The organism is Flavobacterium sp. J372 (assembly GCF_024699965.1).
In the GTDB taxonomy this organism is placed as follows: Bacteria; Bacteroidota; Bacteroidia; order Flavobacteriales; family Flavobacteriaceae; genus Flavobacterium.
Genome location: NZ_JAJOMZ010000004.1, coordinates 1,778,495 through 1,798,512, shown reverse-complemented (window position 1 = coordinate 1,798,512; position 20,018 = coordinate 1,778,495). Strand labels below are relative to the sequence as shown.

The 20,018-nt window shown below is 42.2% G+C and carries 20 protein-coding genes and 2 pseudogenes; 10 read left to right on the top strand and 12 right to left on the bottom strand.

What is annotated here, in order from left to right:
* Positions 1-12: 12 nt before the first annotated feature.
* The gene (locus LRS05_RS08870; RefSeq protein ID WP_257867994.1) at positions 13-1,395 is read right to left on the bottom strand and encodes an exonuclease domain-containing protein; all 1,383 of its coding nucleotides are present in this window, start codon (positions 1,393-1,395) and stop codon (positions 13-15) included.
* 126 nt (positions 1,396-1,521) lie between these two features.
* Here LRS05_RS08870 and LRS05_RS08865 point away from each other — a divergent pair, with 126 nt between their 5' ends.
* Both LRS05_RS08865 and LRS05_RS08860 read left to right on the top strand, forming a co-directional pair.
* Positions 1,522-2,049 carry a peptide-methionine (S)-S-oxide reductase gene (locus tag LRS05_RS08865; protein ID WP_257867993.1) on the top strand — a complete coding sequence of 176 codons (528 nt, stop codon included), beginning with the start codon at positions 1,522-1,524 and terminating at the stop codon, positions 2,047-2,049.
* Complete coding sequence (locus LRS05_RS08860) at positions 2,030-2,575, top strand: 2'-5' RNA ligase family protein (protein ID WP_257867992.1); 546 nt, start codon at positions 2,030-2,032, stop codon at positions 2,573-2,575. The genes LRS05_RS08865 and LRS05_RS08860 overlap by 20 nt, the downstream gene beginning before the upstream one ends.
* Here the strand turns inward: LRS05_RS08860 and LRS05_RS08855 are convergent, their stop codons facing one another.
* Together LRS05_RS08855 and glyA are read right to left on the bottom strand one after the other, a co-directional pair.
* Entirely contained in the window at positions 2,576-2,944 is a 369-nt protein-coding gene (locus LRS05_RS08855; protein WP_257867991.1) for a hypothetical protein, read from the bottom strand.
* Between the two features lie 206 nt (positions 2,945-3,150).
* On the bottom strand, positions 3,151-4,425 hold the full coding sequence (glyA, locus tag LRS05_RS08850; protein WP_257867990.1) for a serine hydroxymethyltransferase: 1,275 nt from the start codon (positions 4,423-4,425) through the stop codon (positions 3,151-3,153).
* 111 nt (positions 4,426-4,536) lie between these two features.
* On the opposite strand from glyA, the pseudogene fahA reads away from it, so the two are divergent.
* Positions 4,537-5,816: pseudogene (fahA, locus tag LRS05_RS08845) on the top strand (fumarylacetoacetase).
* A gap of 265 nt (positions 5,817-6,081) precedes the next feature.
* Here fahA and smpB read toward each other — a convergent pair.
* The 7 genes from smpB to LRS05_RS08810 form a co-directional block, all read right to left on the bottom strand.
* The gene (gene smpB / locus LRS05_RS08840; protein ID WP_257867989.1) at positions 6,082-6,537 is read right to left on the bottom strand and encodes an SsrA-binding protein SmpB; all 456 of its coding nucleotides are present in this window, start codon (positions 6,535-6,537) and stop codon (positions 6,082-6,084) included.
* A gap of 70 nt (positions 6,538-6,607) precedes the next feature.
* Positions 6,608-7,108, bottom strand: a complete 501-nt coding sequence (locus LRS05_RS08835; RefSeq protein ID WP_257867988.1) for a histidine phosphatase family protein — start codon at positions 7,106-7,108, stop codon at positions 6,608-6,610.
* Between the two features lie 143 nt (positions 7,109-7,251).
* Positions 7,252-7,656, bottom strand: coding sequence for a hypothetical protein (locus tag LRS05_RS08830; RefSeq protein WP_257867987.1), 405 nt, complete (start codon positions 7,654-7,656; stop codon positions 7,252-7,254).
* Between the two features lie 64 nt (positions 7,657-7,720).
* Positions 7,721-8,572: an aldose 1-epimerase family protein gene (locus LRS05_RS08825; protein WP_257867986.1), complete on the bottom strand. Its 852-nt coding sequence runs from the start codon at positions 8,570-8,572 to the stop codon at positions 7,721-7,723.
* Between the two features lie 11 nt (positions 8,573-8,583).
* Positions 8,584-9,039: an SRPBCC domain-containing protein gene (locus LRS05_RS08820; protein WP_257867985.1), complete on the bottom strand. Its 456-nt coding sequence runs from the start codon at positions 9,037-9,039 to the stop codon at positions 8,584-8,586.
* A gap of 9 nt (positions 9,040-9,048) precedes the next feature.
* Positions 9,049-10,005, bottom strand: coding sequence for an alpha/beta fold hydrolase (locus LRS05_RS08815; protein WP_257867984.1), 957 nt, complete (start codon positions 10,003-10,005; stop codon positions 9,049-9,051).
* Positions 9,995-10,186 carry a hypothetical protein gene (locus LRS05_RS08810; RefSeq protein WP_257867983.1) on the bottom strand — a complete coding sequence of 64 codons (192 nt, stop codon included), beginning with the start codon at positions 10,184-10,186 and terminating at the stop codon, positions 9,995-9,997. The genes LRS05_RS08815 and LRS05_RS08810 overlap by 11 nt, the downstream gene beginning before the upstream one ends.
* Positions 10,187-10,484: 298 nt before the next feature.
* Here LRS05_RS08810 and LRS05_RS08805 point away from each other — a divergent pair, with 298 nt between their 5' ends.
* Positions 10,485-10,727 carry a hypothetical protein gene (locus tag LRS05_RS08805; RefSeq protein ID WP_257867982.1) on the top strand — a complete coding sequence of 81 codons (243 nt, stop codon included), beginning with the start codon at positions 10,485-10,487 and terminating at the stop codon, positions 10,725-10,727.
* A 67-nt stretch (positions 10,728-10,794) separates the two neighbouring features.
* Here the strand turns inward: LRS05_RS08805 and clpB are convergent, their stop codons facing one another.
* A complete protein-coding gene (gene clpB / locus LRS05_RS08800; protein ID WP_257867981.1) occupies positions 10,795-13,401 on the bottom strand; it encodes an ATP-dependent chaperone ClpB in 2,607 nt (868 codons plus the stop codon).
* Positions 13,402-13,509: 108 nt separating this feature from the next.
* On the opposite strand from clpB, the gene ytxJ reads away from it, so the two are divergent.
* Positions 13,510-13,908, top strand: a complete 399-nt coding sequence (gene ytxJ / locus LRS05_RS08795) for a bacillithiol system redox-active protein YtxJ (protein WP_257867980.1) — start codon at positions 13,510-13,512, stop codon at positions 13,906-13,908.
* Positions 13,909-14,038: 130 nt separating this feature from the next.
* Here the strand turns inward: ytxJ and LRS05_RS08790 are convergent, their stop codons facing one another.
* A complete protein-coding gene (locus LRS05_RS08790; protein WP_257869255.1) occupies positions 14,039-14,680 on the bottom strand; it encodes a protein-L-isoaspartate(D-aspartate) O-methyltransferase in 642 nt (213 codons plus the stop codon).
* Between the two features lie 161 nt (positions 14,681-14,841).
* Here LRS05_RS08790 and LRS05_RS08785 point away from each other — a divergent pair, with 161 nt between their 5' ends.
* The 5 genes and pseudogenes from LRS05_RS08785 (at position 14,842) to LRS05_RS08765 (ending at position 19,950) form a co-directional block, all read left to right on the top strand.
* Positions 14,842-15,822: a Gfo/Idh/MocA family protein gene (locus tag LRS05_RS08785; protein WP_257867979.1), complete on the top strand. Its 981-nt coding sequence runs from the start codon at positions 14,842-14,844 to the stop codon at positions 15,820-15,822.
* A complete protein-coding gene (locus LRS05_RS08780) occupies positions 15,819-16,982 on the top strand; it encodes a carboxypeptidase-like regulatory domain-containing protein (RefSeq protein WP_257867978.1) in 1,164 nt (387 codons plus the stop codon). Before LRS05_RS08785 ends, LRS05_RS08780 begins: the two co-directional genes overlap by 4 nt.
* 48 nt (positions 16,983-17,030) lie before the next feature.
* Entirely contained in the window at positions 17,031-17,921 is an 891-nt protein-coding gene (locus LRS05_RS08775) for a 3-hydroxyacyl-CoA dehydrogenase family protein (RefSeq protein WP_257867977.1), read from the top strand.
* Positions 17,922-18,023: 102 nt separating this feature from the next.
* Positions 18,024-19,210 (top strand): annotated as a pseudogene (locus tag LRS05_RS17630) (DUF1015 domain-containing protein).
* Positions 19,211-19,287: 77 nt separating this feature from the next.
* Positions 19,288-19,950, top strand: a complete 663-nt coding sequence (locus tag LRS05_RS08765; RefSeq protein ID WP_257867976.1) for a YggS family pyridoxal phosphate-dependent enzyme — start codon at positions 19,288-19,290, stop codon at positions 19,948-19,950.
* Positions 19,951-20,018: the final 68 nt, after the last annotated feature.

The following is a 20,018-nucleotide window of genomic DNA, read 5'->3' as shown; positions in this document are numbered from 1 at the left end:
TTAAGTGTAAAGTTACACCGCTTCAGATAGCGTATTCTGCATCAAGACTTTACCTGGATATTTTTGCGCATAAGAGTTGATAAGCTGCATAATATACTGGTTGCTTTTATACGGTGTTACATACTCCCGAACCTCTGCAGGCTGGCTAAATCCCATATCTGCAGATACATAGCCCATACCGTAAAAATGCCCGTTCTCAACCCAGATACAGCTTTTCTCGTCGGCGGCTCTGCCTTTATCGATTATGGCAAAACTTGGCCTGTTGCTTAAGTAATGATCAAGAGCGTTTTCAACTTTATTATTGTGCTCATTTACAGTAGGTAAATCTGTAATTATTGGTCTTGGTAAGGCTTCATCTGATGTGGTGCCGTATTTGCAAAATCTGTAGTCAATATCAAATTCTTCCGCAAGCCTGCGTAACAGCACAGTAGCATCATACAACGAATGGAACATTTCTATACACGGCTGGCTTTTGCTTACTTTGCCTACAGCCAGATACCGGTAGCCATTGCGGGCCTCATATTCATACAATCCAAACTTAGGTTCAAACCTTTTTAAAGCTTTATTGTAGGCAGGCCACAGTTTTTTGATTTCGGTACATTCAAGCAGCAGCGCCATAAGCTCATTGGCACAAACTTCAAAAGTAATGCTGTGGATATCACGCAAGAAATGCTGCCGCTGGGGACTTATGTTATTCCCGCTAAAATGAGATGCCACACGCTTTTTCAGGTTAACCGCTTTGCCAACATATACTACCTTTTTAGCCTGGTTATAAAAATAATATACTCCGGGCTTTTCAGGCAGCTGCTCAAAATCATCAGGCGGCAGGTTGGGTGGCAGGCGTTGGTCATACGATGCTTTTTTGATCATCTTTTCTATTTCCCCATCTATATCCCACTGCAGCAGGCGCGAAAATAATATGGCAGTAGCATCGGCATCACCTCCTGCCCTGTGCCTGTTATTAAGCGGTATGTCAAGTGAGCGGCACAGGTTACCAAGGCTGTAAGAATAAAGTCCCGGCCTTATCTTTCTCGTGGCACGCACTGTACACAGCTTTCTTGCAGTCCATTTAAATCCTGACTCATGTAACTGGTGGCGTATGAAAGAATAATCAAAGTTTACGTTATGTGCCACAAATATGCGACCGTCAAGCATATCAAATAACTTTTCGGCTATGTCATCAAATATTGGTGCATCACTGACGATTTCGTTATTGATTCCTGTCAAGGCAAAAATAGGCAGTGGTATATTTTTTTGAGGGTTGACAAGCGTTTCCCACCTGTCAATAACTGCCAAGCCATCATGTATAATCACGGCAATTTCGGTAATGCGGCTGCCACCGGCATTACCCCCGGTAGTCTCAATATCAACTATGGCATATTCTCTCCTTTTCATTTTGAAACAGCTACGCGTCAAATATATGAAAATAATACATCATAAGTTAATATTCTTAAATTTTCTTGATTATAAAAATGTTAAACCTGATTTTGGATTTATACACAATTTATTAATTTTATCTCTATGGTAAGAAAAATAGGCTTTGGCGGCGGATGCCACTGGTGTACTGAGGCGGTGTTTTCATCGCTCAAGGGCGTGTTATCTGTACAACAGGGCTGGATAGCATCAACAGGCGACAACGATGCTTATTCTGAAGCTGTAATTGTGGAATATGATCCATCTGTTATACCAACTGAAACCCTTATAGCAGTACATGTTTATACGCATAGCTCAACTACACAGCACAGTATGCGCAGCAAGTACCGGTCAGCTGTTTACTATTTTGATGAGAATGATATACACGAAATAAAAGCAGCACTATTTGTATTGCAGGCAGAGTTTGAAATGCCTATTGTTACGCAGGTACTGCCCTATTGGGGTTTCAGGGAGAATATTGATGAGCAAAAAGATTACTATTACACTGATGTGAACCGCCCCTTCTGCAAGACATATATAGACCCTAAGCTAAAGGTGATACTGGAACGTTTTGGTGATGTTGCCGATATGGAGAAACTGAAACACCTTCAGGGCAATGGCCAGGCGTATTTATAACCAGACATCACTTTTTGGGCCGCTATATGCTTACCTGATTGTGTTGTCTCCTCCGCCGGAGGTAAAAGATGCCATTGCAAAAATAAAGAAAGAACTTAATGCCATTGCTGACATTGGCGAGCGAAACGTACAGTCTATTGCGCATATAACGCTGTTTGACAAACTTACTGATGACAAGAATTTAAAAGATACAACGCAAGATCTTGCCAGTGGCCGGCATTCGTTTTGGATTAAAACCGGCAAATGGAATTACTATGACCATGGGCATAGCGTAACCGTTATATTAGAGATAGAAAATCCCGAGCCTATACTTCAACTTATGGAAGTTTTGAAAAGCAAAAACAAATCGCCACACATAAGCCTTGCAAAAAAAATTTCATATGAAACCTTTGAAAAGCTTAAGCCTTACCTTGAAAATATGACTTACTCAGCCCAATGGAAATGCAATGAAATAAATGTCTTGCGCAAATTAATGAGTGAAAAACATCTTGGATTTAAAGAGTCATTTAAGATTAAACTGGAATAATTATGCTGCTTTATCTTCCTGGTTAACAGACACAAGTTGAAAATGCTCATCAAAATCAACCATAATCTCGTTCTCGGCCTTATCAATTACTTGTTTGGCAAGTGACATCAGGATAGATTCATCCTGAACCTGAGCTTCCGTTAAGCATGCATTAAATATGATATATGTTGTAAATCCGCTTAGCCCGGCAAGATGTGCCCTTAATTCTTCGGATATCCCTGTATCATGACGGATAGAAACAATCTCGCTTTTGCCTGCATTAACATCTATTCTGGCTTTCTCCCAAAAATTTACAGGACGCATATGGCCTTCACTGAATTTTAGTTCTTCGTCGCCTGGCAACCTCAGAACAATAAAGTAAGTTTTCATAAGAAAGGTGTGTAAAGTATGTAATTTTTCTTTCATATAATTTTTACAGATTTATATTATAAAATTACAAAACTGTTAGGCATGCAAATTATGGCTTATGAAATGCTTAACGCCAAAATAACAAGAATTTTACATCTGTTTAAATTAACTTAAGAAAAACAAAAAATCCCTCCTGACGGAGGGATTTTAAAATTGATATAAAATTTTTAGAAAACAAATATCGGCCTTTCGCCCATCATGTCGTTTACTTCATCAGCTATTTCTTCAAGAAGGTCTTCATTTGTATGATCATTAATCACACGGTCAATTAAGGCGACGATAGTTTCCATATCAGCCTCAACAAGTCCGCGGGTAGTGATTGCGGCTGTACCCACACGTATGCCTGATGTTACAAATGGTGATTTATCATCAAACGGCACCATGTTTTTGTTTACCGTAATTTCAGCTTTTACCAATGCATTTTCAGCTTCTTTACCTGATATTCCTTTATTACGCAGGTCAATAAGCATCATGTGGTTATCTGTTCCGCCGGAGATAATATCATAACCCCGCTTTACAAACGCTTCTGCCATGGCTTTGGCATTCTTTTGCACCTGCATAGCATAGCGGAAGAATTCATCTTTCAGCGCTTCTCCAAATGCCACAGCTTTTGCAGCAATGATATGCTCAAGCGGCCCGCCCTGGTTCCCCGGGAATACAGCGCCATCAAGCAAAGCCGACATCATCTTTATTTCACCCTTAGGCGTTTTGTGTCCCCATGGGTTTTCAAAGTCTTTACCCATCATGATCATACCACCACGTGGCCCACGAAGGGTTTTATGGGTAGTGGTTGTAACAATATGGCAATGTGGTATAGGGTCGTTCATGAGGCCTTTTGCGATAAGCCCGGCAGGGTGTGATATATCAGCAAGAAGCAATGCGCCAACGCTGTCGGCAATTTCGCGGAAACGTTTAAAATCCATATCACGCGAATAGGCTGAAGCACCTGCAATAATCATCTGCGGCTTTTCACGCTCAGCTACTTCCTGTATCTTATCATAATTTAAAAGCCCTGTCTCCTTCTCTACTCCATAAAAAACAGGATTATACAGCCTGCCTGAAAAATTTACCGGTGAGCCATGCGTAAGATGCCCGCCATGTGAAAGGTCAAAGCCTAGTATCTTATCACCAGGCTTAAGGCAGGCATGGTATACGCTGCTGTTTGCCTGTGAACCCGAATGCGGCTGCACGTTTACATAGGCTGCGCCAAAAAGTTCTTTAGCCCTGTCTATGGCTATCTGCTCAATTACATCTACCACTTCGCAGCCGCCATAATAGCGTTTGCCCGGGTAGCCTTCGGCATATTTATTAGTAAGTACGCTTCCTGCGGCTTCCATCACCTGGTCGCTTACAAAGTTTTCTGATGCAATCAGCTCAAGGCCCTGTATCTGCCTCTCCTGCTCTTCAAGTATAAGGTCGAATATTTGTGTATCGCGCTGCATTGTATATTTTTTCGTTAATTTGCTGTCAAAAGTACGAAAAACGTTTGGTAAAACGACGGGTAAAAGTATATTTGACAACCCATAAATTCAACAAAACATACACCACATAATATGCCACTTACAGCAAACGACCCTTCAAGAAAATCATGGCTCAGCGTGCCTGCCAACAGTGATTTCCCTATACAAAACATACCTTTTGGCGTGTTCATTACAAAAGATGACGTTGTAACAATAGGTACACGTATAGGCGATTATGCCATAGACCTTGGCGCGCTGCAGCAACTGAATTATTTTGAAGGCATTGAGCTTACCGATGATATGTTCATGCAGGATACGCTTAATGATTTTATATCTGACGGGCGTAAGACATGGCGACTGGTTCGTAACCGTATTGCAGAATTATTTGACGAGAATAACGGCGAACTGCGTGACAACAGCGAACACAAGGATGTTGTAATCTTTAACATTGACGATGTAGAGATGCAGCTGCCGGTACTTATTGGCGACTATACCGATTTTTACAGCAGCCGCGAGCATGCTACCAATGTTGGCATGATGTTCCGCGACCCTGACAATGCGCTGCTGCCCAACTGGTTGCACCTGCCTGTAGGTTACCATGGTAGATCTTCAACTATAGTACCGTCAGGCATACCGGTACACAGGCCAATGGGGCAAACACTGCCAAATGGCGAGACTCAGCCTGTTTTCGGGCCATCGCGCCTCGTAGACTTTGAGCTTGAGATGGCATTCATCACTACTGATGCTAATGTTATGGGCGAGTCTATCCCGGTTGAAGAGGCTGAAGAGCATATCTTCGGGATGGTGCTGTTTAATGACTGGAGTGCCCGCGATATACAGAAATGGGAATATGTGCCGCTTGGGCCATTCCTCGCGAAGAACTTTGCATCATCAATGTCACCATGGATTGTAACACTTGATGCGCTAGAGCCATTCCGTACAGCCGACCTGCACAAGATCCTACACCGCTGGAATACCTTCAGCAAACTGGCGAGCATGCGTTTGACATCAATTTGCAAGTGGCGCTTTGCCCCGAAGATGGCGATGAAACAGTTATATCAAACAGTAACTTTAAATATATGTACTGGAGCATGGCACAACAGCTGGCGCACCATACCGTTAATGGATGCCGTGTAAACAGTGGTGACCTTATGGGTAGCGGAACTATAAGCGGACCGACACCTGACAGCTTTGGCTCTATGCTTGAGCTTACATGGGGTGGCAAAAATCCTCTGAAACTTAACGATGGAACTGAGCGCAAGTTCATAAATGACGGCGATACGGTGATAATGCGAGGTTACTGCCAGAACGATGAAGTGCGTATCGGTTTTGGCGAAGTGAGCAGTAAACTTTTACCGCCGTATAAGAAATAAGGTTATTTTCTTTTGTCTTGAAACAAAAGAAACAAAAATTCAAGCCTGACCGGATTTCACTTAAAATCTACGTCAGGCTCTTTTCCGTCGCGACCCGAGCCGTTCGCTTGCTGCGCCGCTCACTCCGCGGATCGCTTTCCTCCTCCCAACGCAAGGCCTTTCCTTGATTTTTACGTAAAATTCGGTAGGGCGGCTTAAGCTTCACTCAGTCGGAAAATTGTGATAATTAGTTTAATAGGTTAAATCAGTGTTGCTTGTCCATAAACTACTTAAACTCTTTCTTGATCCTGTCGAGGTCGCGTTTTGTGTCGCGCTCTTTCATGGTTTCACGCTTATCGTAGTTTTTCTTACCGCGGCACAGGGCAATGTCAAGCTTGGCAATGCCTTTTTCATTAGTAAAAAGTCGTAACGGAATAATTGAAAGTCCTTTTGCCTGTACGTTTTTCTCGAGCGCTTTCAGTTCTTTTTTGTTCAAAAGCAATTTGCGTTCACTTTTAGGGAAGTGACTGAAACTTCTGCTAAAAGCATATTCTTCAATGTTAGAATTAATAACGAAAAGCTCACCATTCTGGAACTCGCAAAAGCTTTCGGCGATAGATGCTTTGCCCAGGCGGATAGATTTTATCTCACTCCCGGCCAAAACAATGCCTGCGGTATACCTGTCGATAATCTCATATTCGAATTTCGCTTTTCTGTTTAGTATGTTAACCGTTTTTTGCATAAGGAATGCGAAGGTACAGCTTTTTGTTTATTTGTTAATGTGTTGATTTTGTTATTTGCAGAAGACCGCACTACTCGGTAACCTGAAAAGGTACTATGGTTTTTTTTGCTTTTGCAGTATTATTTTCAAAAATCACTTCAAAGATTGTCCCAAATTCTGTTTCGGCAATATCCTCATAGGTTTTTGCACCAATTGCCGCATTTACATAACCCGGAATTGTGTTACTGTGGCCCACTACAACAATTATTTGGCCTGGATGCTGTTCTGCCAGCTTCTTCAGGTCAAATTCGCGATGGCTGTATTTTTGCACTTCTACTCCGGCTTGTTTAGCTAAAGATGCAGCGGTCTGTAAAGTACGGTTATAATCTGTTGAATAAACTGCTGCAATCTTTTTACCTTCATAGTGTTTTGCCCAGTTTTCGGCGCGAAGCTTTCCGGCATTACTCAATTCTGTATTTGCGGTTGCATCAGCCTTTTCTGCGTGGCGGATAAGATAGATTGTTGTTGGCTTAGTTTGGCTATAGATAATGCTCGTAAGTAAAATCATAAATACGGTAACTGCTGTTTTCATAAAGTTAATCATTTTGGCTGAAACTATATGTAGCGTAAAAACAGCATTGTTACAATCAGCAATAAGAAATATGTCTTATTCCAGCCAAAATAAAAGCCTTTCAAAATTGAAAGGCCATTACCAAATTTAAAATCCAAAACAATCTATTGCGTTACTGTAATAGTCTTAGTTATGAAGGTGTTATTATTACTCAGGAACTTGAACTGATACTCACCTGAAGCAGTAGGTGTAAATTTGTATTCTTTGGTTATCACCTGTGTCGCTTCCGTACATACACAGCCAATATATGTTGAATTAACAGTTATTGTTTTTGGGTTTGTACCGGTTTCAGAAAACTCTGAACTGGTATAACACCCGTTACCTGAATTGAACTTTATATTAAACGTAACCTGCTGCCCAACTGTAGCGGTCTCAGGCCCTGTTACTTCGATCACGGGATTTTGAATGGAATAGTTGCACGACTCTGAAGTTACATCATCACCTAAACATGACGTAAATGTTGCTGCACCTAAAAGTGCGATTCCGAAAATTTTGATTAATGATTTCATGACAAATAGTTTTATGCTATAGATGCACAAAATCATTTATGGTTGCGTGTAAAGGTATATTTTATTACTCCGGAATTTCTATTTCAATTCTAAAATTTGCTATGCTCTCTGCCGACAAGTTTATAACCCCTTCTTTATCAGAAAGGTTGCCATTATTTGAAGGTGTATCAGCATAACCCTGCCATGGTTCTATGCAAATGAATGGTGCTTCGGCCTTTGTCCATAATCCCATATGCGGAAAATTGTGGTATCTTACTGTAAGGTATGCACGGTCATTTTTTTGTATGGTTATTTCCCTTGATGATAATTGCTTTATCACCAGCGCATCATCTTTAAATAAGCTATAATGTAATTGCAGATTATCGTTCTTGAGTTGTATAACTTCGGTAGTATCAGAAACCAGGTCATTTTGAAGCTTGTACCTTGTAAGGCTTTCATCAGCATTGAAATACAGGCTGTAATCTTCAAAATTACCGTTTAGCGCAAATGCAGGATGTGCCCCTAATGAAAACGGCATAACATCTCCCGACAAATTCCTAACTAAATATTCAATTGATAATGAGTTGTCGTTAATAATGTAGGTTAGCGTAAGCTCAAAGTCAAACGGATAAACTTTGTGGCTGTCACTATCTGATTTGAGCGAAAAAACAGCTTTATTATCTTCCTGACTTATAATTTCAAAATTTCGCTCACGTGCAAAGCCATGCCTGCTAAGCGAATATTCTTTATCGTTGTGAATATAAGTGTTATTTTTAAGTGTCCCCACTACCGGGAACAACACCGGTGAATGCTTGCCCCAAAAGGCAGGATCGCCATTCCACATATATTCTTTTCCGTCTTTTTTAAGAGAGACCAGCTCTGCGCCCATATCGCGGATAGTCGCCGATAATTGGCCGTTTGCAATTGTGATTTCCAATGTCTTATTGATTAAAGTACTGCCCCTGTGTGGTCTGGTAAGCCGTGGCTTTCTGCCAGCTCTTTTATTTTTTGAGACGCCGTTTGCCCAAAGGTAAAACTTTCATCATAATATTTATCACCTTCATTTAGTATGGCAAAGTCGCCAATTTCAACCGTAAGCCAGGTATAGCCGTTATCATCAACAGATAATGTATACGTATAGCCTATATTTGTGATGCTTTCATCATTCCATGCAGGTACATATAGTGAATACCGCAGCTTTTTATTCAGCTCAAATTCCACCACCGAAAGTTTTGAATATCCTGGCCATTCTATAATCGTGGCCGGACTTATTTCATAATCGCCGAAATCTTCAGGCAGTTCGTCCCATTGCCTAATGTATTGTGGTTTGGTAAGCACTTCCCACACACGGTTAAGTGGTGCATCAATCCTGGTACTGTGTTTTACAATAAGTGATTTGCTCATGATATTCAATTATTTGTTTCCGGCGAAGAATTCCATTACTCTTTTGTCTACTTCCTCCTGCTGGTCAATAGTCAGAAAGTGCCCTGCTTCCTCTACCGTACCCGCAGTAATATTCGGTACTTTTTCGGTAGCCTCTTTCAGTATATCAGGGCTGCACAATACATCATGGTCACCAACTAAAACCAGTGTTGGCATAGTCAGAAGTTTTACATCATCTTTAAATGGCGCCATTTCGAGCATGTCAAACGTGGTTTTTGAATATTCTGTTGCCAGATAAAGCTGTTCTTTAAATACCTCATCAACCCTTTCAGGCCTGTGCGACATAGCATCTACTGCTTTGCGCATCCGCCTCCTGTTCGGGAAGAATTTAAAGCTTACCGCTTTACGCATTTTCGTATTCATCTCCATCAACCCAAAAACCTGTACCGGACTCAGCAATGCCAGTTTTTTTACGCGCTCGGGCTTGTGTGTGGCAAAATTTGTGGCTGTCCATCCGCCACGGGATGTCCCTAAAAGATAGATATCTCCAAGGCCTAATTTATCCATCACCTCCGCATACCATTCTACTATCTCATCAGTGTTAGGGCGTTTGTCTTTCAATACAGATTTGCCCGGTTCAAGCAGGTAATCAATGGCATATACCCTGTACTGCCCGGTATATGATTTTATGTTGGGATACCACATGGTGCTGCTGGCATCCATGCCGTGCATAAGCACTAACGGCTGTCCGTCTTTTGGCCCCGAGATGATTACATGGGCTGTACCATATTTGGCTTGTATATCTCGTTCTTCAAAGGGAACAGGCCATTTTTTAAGCGTATTATTATAAGCCGCAAGGTAACGCTGTTCACCTTTTTTACTGTTAAATATGGCATGGGCAGGCTTGCCTGAAGAGCATGAAGCAAACAGGATAAAAGTAAACAACGCAAAAAATATCCCTGCTGAATGTAATGCGTTACGCTTCATCCTTTGTACGTTTAACAAGGCCTATCCCCGAGATAAAGAAAATGATGCCGAGCACCCCATAAATTATCGCTGTCCTCATAGACTGGTTTGCTGTTGAGCCTGCAAAGATGAAGGCGGCATAGATAAGGCCGATTATTCCTAAAATTGTAAGGATGGCTCCGAAGGTACGTTTTAAGTTCATAGGTTATGATTTTAGTAAGATTACCACAAATTTCTGCCTAATTGAAGGAAAAGCCTGCATGTTTTAAAAATATTTAACAGAGGGACAGATTAAATAGTATAATTACCTGTGATTTAAAAATGACCTGTTTTGCAACTATCAGTATTTGCAGGCGAGTCAAAACAGCCTGCAAAAAATTCCCTACAAATGAAATGCTAATCAAAAGTTATTCTTTCACAAAGTGCATTTACAAAAACTTTTTTCTGCTGAAATTAGCAACATGAATCTCAGGCTAAAGTCCAACCAAAAAATTATGCGTATGAAACTTATATACCTCTTCTTGTTCGCATTTGCGCTGATGCTGGGCGGCTACCTATTGTTTAATGATTTTATTTTTGACAATATATCATTCAGCGCTTACCTCATCAACACATTGTTTATCTTCGTATTATCGTGCCTTGCGGTTGCAGGTATAGTTTATTTTATTAACCTGAAACGTAAAAGCGTTTATAAAGATGTAATGACGATAAGGCAATACTACCAATACAAAAGCGCCCGTTAAGTACAAGCGCTTGTAATGAAAGAGTCCGCGATGTGCGGACTCTTTCTGTTTATAGTAATCTGAATTCTTAATTCTGCACCAGATCTGTCTGGTTGCGGAAAACCAGGTGGCCGTCAAAGCTGTCGAGCAGAATGATGCTGTCAGTTGTTACTTCACCTGAAAGTATCTTTTTAGAAAGCTCGTTCATCACTTCTTTCTGTATAACACGCTTTACCGGACGCGCACCAAAGTCTGCATCGTAACCTTTTTTAGAAAGGTAATCCAGCGCCTCAGGTGTGGCGTCAAGCGTTATATTTTGCTGTGCAAGTAATTTTGTAACCGATTTAAGCTGCAGGCCAACAATCTCCCTGATATTTTCATTGCTCAACGGCGTAAACATCACAATATCATCAATCCTGTTGATGAACTCCGGCCTCACAGTTTGCTTCAGTAATCCAAGCACATCATTCTTGGCAGATTCAATCGCCCTTTCCATATCGCCTTTATAGGTCACAAATTTCTCCTGTATTACACTGCTGCCCATGTTTGATGTCATGATGATAATGGTATTCTTGAAGTCAGCCAGGCGGCCCTTATTATCAGTTAATCGGCCTTCATCAAGCACCTGTAGCAAAATATTGAAGGTGTCCGGATGGGCTTTTTCAATCTCATCAAGCAGCACTACACTATAAGGTTTCCTACGAACGGCCTCGGTAAGCTGGCCGCCTTCATCATAACCTACATATCCCGGAGGCGCACCTACGAGACGGCTAACGCTATGGCGCTCCTGGTATTCACTCATATCTATACGGGTCATGGCATTTTCATCATCAAACAGGTAGGACGCCAAAGCTTTTGCAAGCTCTGTCTTACCCACACCGGTTGTACCGAGGAACAGGAACGACCCAATAGGCTTCTTCCTGTCCTGAAGGCCGGCACGGCTGCGGCGAACGGCGTCGCTAACGGCTTGTATAGCTTCTTCCTGGCCTACAACTCGCTTATGAAGTTCATCTTCAAGGCGGAGCAGCTTTTCACGCTCACCCTGCAGCATTTTGGTTACCGGTATGCCTGTCCATTTGGCAACAACTTCCGCAATATCTTCATGGGTCACCTCTTCTTTTATTAGACTGTGCCCCTGCTGATTCTCATGCAATTGTTTTTGCATATTATCAAGCTTTTCCTGGGCTTCTTTTATTTTCCCGTAACGGAGTTCGGCTACCTTGCCATAGTCGCCGTCGCGCTCGGCACGTTCAGCTTCAAGCTTATAATTCTCAATTTCCGTTTTTGTAGCCTGAATGTTATCTACCACATCTTTTTCGCTTTTCCAGCGGGCGAATATTTCGTTGCGCTCTTCTTTCAGGTTGGCCAGCTCCAGCCCGAGCGACTTAAGCTTTACCTCATCATTTTCGCGCTTAATAGCTTCGATTTCAATCTCCAGCTGCATGATTTTACGGTCAAGAACGTCAAGCTCTTCCGGTTTGGAGTTGATTTCCATACGCAGTTTAGAAGCCGCCTCGTCCATTAAGTCTATTGCCTTATCCGGAAGGAAACGGTTGGTAATGTAGCGCTGTGAAAGCTCTACTGCCGCAATGATGGCATCGTCTTTTATACGTACCTGGTGGTGGGTCTCATATTTTTCCTTAATACCACGAAGAATGGAAATCGCACTCTCCGTATCAGGCTCGTCTACATTCACTTTTTGGAAACGGCGTTCCAGCGCTTTATCCTTCTCAAAATATTTTTGATACTCATCAAGCGTTGTCGCGCCTATGGCACGCAGTTCGCCTCTTGCCAGTGCAGGTTTCAGGATGTTGGCAGCATCCATAGCTCCATCTCCGCCGCCAGCGCCTACAAGTGTATGTATCTCATCAATGAAAAGTACGATATCACCCTCGGCAGAAGTCACTTCCTTCACAACCGATTTCAGCCTTTCCTCAAACTCACCTTTGTATTTTGCACCGGCAATAAGCGCGCCCATATCTAGCGAGTACACGACTTTGTCTTTAAGATTCTCCGGCACGTCTCCCTGGATTATCCTGTGTGCCAGCCCTTCCGCAATAGCGGTTTTACCCACACCCGGCTCACCAATAAGCATAGGGTTGTTTTTGGTGCGGCGCGATAGTATCTGCAGCACGCGGCGTATTTCTTCATCTCGGCCTATAACCGGGTCAAGCTTGCCATCATTGGCCAGCTGGTTTAGGTTTTTGGCATATTTGTTTAGAGAGTTATACGTTTCTTCGGCGCTGGCAGAGGTTACCCTTTCGCCTTTGCGCAGTTCGTCAATTGCTGCCTTAAGGGCCTTTTCGGTCACGCCCTGGTCTTTGAGTATCTGGGCGGCCTTGCTCTTTGTGCCGAAGATGGCCAGCAATAAATGTTCAATCGAAACGAACTCATCGTTCATCTTACGGGCAATGTTGCCGGCTTCATTGAGCGCTGTTGAGGCATCGCGGGATATACCCATTTCGCCACCCGAAACTTTCGGGAAGCTTTGAATGGTACTGTCAAGAACCTGTTGGTACAGGCCTATGTTTACATTCAGTTTCTTCAGGATAAAAGGCGTCACATTCTCATCCACCTCAAGGATGGCTTTCATGATGTGCTCGTTCTCTATCTGCTGGTTCTGGAAGTTCTGCGCAATCTGCTGCGCCCTCTGTATGGCTTCCTGTGATTTTATGGTAAAATTGGCAAAGTTCATAGTAGTAATTTTTTAAATTTGAAGACCAACGTTCAATTTATATTCCAATAAAATTAATCAGACGTTTTGACCTAAGTTACGGACAAAATGTCTTAAATCATATAAAATATGGGCTTTTTTAAAGATATTTTCGGAAATAATGACAGTGATAATGCTGCAGAAAGTATGATTAAGTGGAATGACTTAACCCATATGAAGCAGCTTGACGAGATAAAAGAAGAGTCGGCAGTGCAGCCGGTGCTTATCTTTAAGCACAGCACGCGCTGCGCAATAAGCCGTATGGCGTTGAAAAATTTTGAAAAAGATTACTCAATTGATATAGCTGAAGCAAAACCTTATTACTTAGACTTATTGGAACACAGGGATATCTCCAATGAAATTGCTTCACGCTTTGGTGTAATGCACCAGTCGCCTCAGCTAATTATATTAGTAGACGGACAGCCCGTTTACAGCGCATCGCATAGTGATATTGATGCGGAGGTGGCGAAAAACAAAATTTCAGTATAGTTTATAACGTCCAGTCAGGCTGAGCTTATCAAAGCCCTTTATAATCAAAATGCAAACTCAATATTGCACCTCGAAAAGCCCAGTGTGAGAGCTTCAATCCGCTCTGAATTGGCGCGTGTTATATTAAGTACTAGTTTTTATCCTCCAGCAACGGCACAAAGCGGAATTCGCCAAACTCATGCTTTTCAAACTGGGTTTCGTTCTTACGAATAAGCAGCGTCATGATTTGCGGGTCTTCGCCCACGGGAATCACAAGCCTGCCTCCTACTTTCAATTGCGACATCAATGGTTTGGGAATGAGCGGCGCACCTGCAGTTACAATAATGCTGTCAAACGGGCCATAATTCGGTAAGCCCTTATAACCATCACCAAAAGAGAGATGCTTCGGCCTGATGCCAAGTTTTGGCAGTAACAATGATGTTGTTTTAAAAAGTTCATTCTGCCTTTCAATGCTATATACTTTCGCACCCATCGCGCATAAAACCGCAGTCTGGTAACCCGAGCCTGTACCAATTTCCAAGACTTTATGGTCTTTTTGCACTTCGAGCAATTGGCTCTGAAAGGCTACTGTGTAGGGCTGTGAGATGGTTTGCCCAGCACCTATAGGGAAAGCTTTATCCTGATAGGCATAATCTTCAAAAGATGAGTTCAGAAACAAATGGCGAGGCACCTTCTTAATGGCTTCAAGCACATTTTTATCGGTTATGCCCTTCTGTTCCAGTACAGATGCGAGCTGGTTGCGTAATCCCTGGTGTTTGGCGGTATCTTTCAAAACAAATTCTGCTTGTTGTATCAACGCAAATTTATAAAACGGCAGGTGTTTTCCTATATAAATCCTAAGAAAAAATTCGTATTCATTGTTAGCATTTTACTTTCAGCATTTTGCGGATTAAGTACAAATAATGCTATTTTTGTTATCAAAATATAAACTTTATGCTCAAAGTAGGAGTTTTGGGTGCAGGCCACCTTGGCAAGATACATTTAAGGTTACTAAACCAGTCTGACAAATACGAACTTACCGGATTTTATGACCCTAACAGCGATAATGCCGATAAGGTTGCTGCAGAGTTCGGCTACAGAAAATTTGACACCATTAGTGAGCTTATAGCAGCCGTTGATGTTGTAGATATAGTAACACCTACCCTAAGCCATTTTGACTGCGCTAAAGAAGCTATACAGGCCGGTAAGCATGTTTTCCTGGAGAAGCCGATTGCCAATACCGTTGAAGAAGCTGAAGAGATTATACGCCTTGCCAAAGAATATAATGTAAAAGGACAGGTAGGCCACGTAGAGCGCTTTAACCCCGCTTTCATTGCCACCAAAGACATGATTGTGAACCCAATGTTCATAGAGACGCACAGGCTGGCGGAATTCAATCCGCGCGGGACTGATGTGCCTGTGGTGCTTGACCTGATGATACACGATATTGACGTGATATGCAGCGTGGTGAAGTCGCCCGTGAAGAGCATCAATGCAAGCGGGGTATCGGTAATAAGCGAAACACCGGATATTGCCAATGCCCGCATTGAGTTTGAAAACGGCTGCGTTGCCAACCTTACTTCGAGCCGGATATCGATGAAGAACATGCGCAAGTCGCGATTCTTCCAGAAGGATGCCTATATCTCCGTCGACTTCCTTGACAAAATATGTGAAGTGGTAAAGATGAAGGATGCGCCGGAAGTACCCGGGGACTTTGATATGATCCTGCAAAATGCCGAGGGCGTGAAAAAGCAGATATACTTTGACAATCCTGATGTGCATCTTAATAACGCTATACTTGACGAGTTAGAAACCTTTGCCGATGCCATCAATAACAACACCACCCCGATTGTGACCCTTGAAGACGGTACGGAAGCATTGCGTATTGCTTATGATATTATTGCAAGCTATAACCAAACTAGTACAAAAGCATGAAACAACTCTTTGCCTGCTTATTTGTGATTTTCAGTATAAATTTTGCAACCGCGCAATCTTTACTGAAAGGCATAATTAAAGATAAGTCGGATAAGCCTGTATCGCATGTTACTGTCAGCACCGAAGACGGCAGGCACGTAACGCTCACTAATGACGCAGGTGCTTTTACGCTGACTTATCCTTCAGATACCAGGCAGATTGTATTGGAACATATAGGTTATTCACCGCTGTTCATCTCGGTAACACAATTGCCAAAAGATGGAGTTTTTTACATGGAGCAGGAAGACTTCATTCTTGATGAGGTGATTGTGATGAATACGCCAATGAAAAACCATATTGAAGCTTTGATGAAGAGCTCTATAGCACAGATGAAATCACCCCTTCTGCTGACGGCCTATTACCGGGAGTTCATAAACATGAACAAAAAGTATATAAAGTTCTCTGATGCGTTGATTGATTTTCATCTTTCAAAGGGTAAATCTTCAATTACATCAGACATGGTAGTAACACAAAGCCGTGCCGTGAGTTTCCCTGAATCTGAAGAAGAGGCTGCTGTACGCATTGTACCGGCAGATGTTCGGGAGGCGGTAAACATGGCTTGTAATTTTGATGTAATCGATCGTATTTTCGACGGTAATAAAAACTACAAGCATTATGAATTTCTTGTAAAATCGCAAAAAACAAAAAGCGGCGAAGTTACCGAAACCATTTTTTTCAGCCCCAAACCAAATGTAGAAAAGGCCCTTTATGAAGGCATAATTGTTTATGACCCTGCCAAAAAACGTATCCTGAACATTGAAGCTACCATGGCTGCTCCGTTGCGGAAATTTGCGCGGATAAGAAATTTCATTTTTGCGAGAGGTCGCCTTGAGAGCTACACTTACCAGCAGGCCTTTAAAGTGGTTGACGGGCATTATATGCTCTCACATTCTGCCTTATTCGGCAATATGCATATCTGGACCGATAATGGCAGCGTTAATAATGTTTACAGGGTAAAAAGCGATATGATTGTGACAAATTTTACACCCGATCCTTCAAATTTTACCATGAAAAAAAGTTCGGCTACAAATCGCTTTATGAGGCAGGGACTAACTACAAAGATAAATTCTGGCTTACCAATAATTCTATACAGCTTACGCCTGAAGAAGAGACGATTGTGAAAGAGATTGAAACTCAAAGCGAAATAAAAACAAACTAACAGACATAAAATGAAGAACATTGCAGTAATTGGGGCAGGCACAATGGGTAACGGAATTGCCCACACCTTTGCGCAAAGCGGTTTCAGCGTAAGGATGATTGACATTTCAGAAAAATCATTGGACAAAGGAATGGCTACCATTGCCGGAAACCTTGACAGGATGGTAGCGAAGGGTACTATCACCGAAGATGACAAGGCCAAAACAATTGGCAACATCATTACTTATACAGACATTGCCGATGGCGTGGTAAATGTTGACCTGGTAGTAGAAGCCGCGACTGAAAACGTTGACCTGAAATTGAAGATATTCCGCCAACTGGATGAAGTTTGCGATGAGAAGACGATTTTGGCAACAAATACTTCATCAATTTCAATCACTCAGATTGCTGCGGTTACTAAACGCCAGGACAACGTTATCGGGATGCATTTTATGAACCCGGTGCCGATTATGAAATTGGTTGAGATCATTCGCGGGTATAATACAACTGATGCCGTTACCGAAACCATTATGAAGCTGAGCGAACAACTGGGCAAAGTACCGGTTGAGGTGAATGATTATCCCGGTTTTGTGGCCAACCGCATATTGATGCCGATGATAAACGAAGCCATTGAAACACTTTATAACGGTGTTGCCGGCGTTTATGAAATTGACACTGTAATGAAACTGGGCATGGCACACCCAATGGGTCCACTACAGCTTGCCGACTTCATCGGGCTTGATGTTTGCCTTTCGATTTTGCATGTGATGTATGACGGATTCAAAAACCCGAAATATGCTCCTTGCCCGCTTTTGGTAAATATGGTTCAGGCCGGAAAATTGGGTGTGAAATCTGGTGAAGGTTTTTATGATTATACCGAAAGTAAGAAAGCTGAGAAAGTAGCAAAGATGTTTGTTAAGTAAATGTTAAACACTGCACGCTGCTCTTTTACTGCGTGCAGCATAACTTTAAACTTTAAACCTTAAAACAAATTTTCTTTGGCTAACATAATTCCATTTAAAGCTGTGCTGCCGGGTGCCGATAAGGTTAGCCTTGTTACTTCGCGCCCGTATGAAGAATACAGCGCTGCCGAACTGGCGGCACAGCTTGATTATAACCCATATGCGTTTCTGCACGTGCTGAATCCGCTGTACATGAATTTACAGAAATCGACGAACGAAAAAAGGTTCAGGCTTGTAAAATCAAAATACCTCGAATTCAGGGAACAGCAAATATTGGAGCAGGATGAGAAACCCGCCTTCTACCTTTATGAAATAAAACGTGGTAATCAGACTTTTACCGGATTAATTGCGGCAACATCTATTGAAGATTACCGCAACGACGTCATCAAAAAACACGAAGACACGCTGCAATACCGCGTAGAGCTTTTTAAGGATTACCTGCACCAGACTGGCTTTAACACTGAGCCTGTGTTGATTACATACCCTGAAAACAAAGCCCTTGAAGACTGGAAGTCCGCCTATAAAGCAAACCCTCCCCTGTTCTTTTTGCGACAACAAATAAAGACAGGCACTCATTTTGGCGTATTAGTAGCGATGAAGATATTGAGTGGCTTCAGCAGGAATTTGCGGCAATGCCCAGCCTTTACATTGCAGATGGTCATCACAGGTCGGCTTCAGCAGATATGCTGTATGAAGAAGATAAAGCCACGGGAAATGAGCATCTTAGCTACTTTATGAGCTTTCTGATTTCAGAAAACGACCTTCATATTTACGAGTATAATCGTGTGGTGCATGACCTCAATGGTTTGTCTAAACAAGTGTTCCTGAAAGTTCTCGATAAAGATTTTATCGTTGAAAACAAAGGCCTCCATTTATGGAAGCCTGAAAAGAAAGGATCGTTCGGGATGTACCTTGATGACGATTTCTACTCGCTACAACTCAAGCAAAAGCCTGAAGGTTCGGTGCTTGACAGGCTTGATGCACAGATACTTTATGAGAAGGTGTTGCACCCGTTGCTTGGCATTGGAGACCTCCGCACCGATGAGCGCATTGAATACATACCTGGTACAAAACCCGTTACCGAAATTAAGGAAGCTATAGATAACGGCGAATTTAAAGTAGGTTTTATGCTTTACCCTGTCGCTATAAATGAAATTATAGAACTGGCAGAAAATAAACTCATTATGCCTCCAAAAAGTACATACATAGAACCGAAATTCAGGAGCGGATTGGTAGTGTATGAGATTTGATTCCGACCACTCGACTTTTCGACTGCTCGAGCATCGGTTATAGAACTTTCGACTTTATGACTTTATAGACTCAAATTATGTCAATACAAAATAACCTACTCGAAATAAAAGCCTCACTCCCATCAAATGTAACACTTGTGGCGGTGAGCAAAACCTGGCCTGTAGATGACCTGATGGAAGCCTACAATGCCGGCCAACGTTTTTTCGGTGAGAACAAAGTACAGGAAATGACCCAAAAATGGGAACAGATGCCAAAAGATACTGAATGGCACATGATCGGGCATTTGCAGACTAACAAAGTAAAGTACATCGCCCCTTATGTTTCTCTTATACATAGTGTTGACAGCCTGAAGCTCCTTACTGAAATAAACCGGCAGGGGCAGCGTTATCGTAAGATAATCAATTGTTTACTGCAGGTGCACATAGCGGAAGAAGACACTAAATTTGGACTTGATGAAAATGAGCTGTATGCACTGTTGGCCTCGGAAGAATTTAATGCTATGGAAAACATAAATGTTACCGGGCTTATGGGAATGGCAACATTTACTGAAGATATGCAGCAGGTTAAGCGGGAGTTTATGCACTTAAAATCTATATTTGAAGAAGTCAGGCAGCAACCTCAAACTTTAAACCTAAAACCTAAAACGTTAAGTATGGGCATGAGCGGCGATTACCGGCTGGCTATTGAATGCGGCAGTACTATGGTACGCATCGGCAGCAGTATTTTCGGGACACGTTAATTTGTTGATTTGTTCATTCTTCAATTTGTAAGCTGCATGCTAAACGCTTAACTTTACAACTTTAAACT